We start from the raw sequence: 379 nt of genomic DNA, 5'->3' as shown, positions 1-379 counted from the left end.
CCTCACACATCCAGGTGCCGGGCGCAATCGTGCGCGCCTGGCTCGACTCCCTTGGGACGGCCAGGCAAAAAAACTAGAGGAGGCCGCCCGCCACTGGGCGAGCGGCGCCGGAGCGAACGATGAGGAGCTCGCGCAGGATCTGGAGCGCTTCGGCCTGCCGCCGGACGCCTTCGAAGGCGGGGCCGAGCCCGAGACGTGCGAGGTGTGGCCCGAGAACTGGCCCGCGGTCGAGCTCTTCCTCGGCTGCGCGACCCAGTGGCGGGTGGACGGCATGAGCGGCGCCGTGCTCGGGCTCGACTATCAGGGCGTGGAGGCCCTCATGCGCATCCGCAGAGTGCGCGACCGCGCTGCCCTCTTCGACGACCTCCAGATCATGGAG

Annotated in this window: 1 protein-coding gene; it reads left to right on the top strand. The window is 70.4% G+C overall.

The features are described 5' to 3' along the window. Nucleotides 1-379: DUF1799 domain-containing protein (locus tag ACTFO6_RS17950; RefSeq protein ID WP_439935770.1), on the top strand; the 379-nt coding region annotated here is incomplete at both ends.

Source organism: Pelomicrobium sp. G1 (assembly GCF_051905455.1).
In the GTDB taxonomy this organism is placed as follows: domain Bacteria; phylum Pseudomonadota; class Gammaproteobacteria; order Burkholderiales; family UBA6910; genus Pelomicrobium.
Note: the sequence above shows the minus strand (reverse complement) of the source record. Positions and strands in the feature narration are given on the sequence as shown.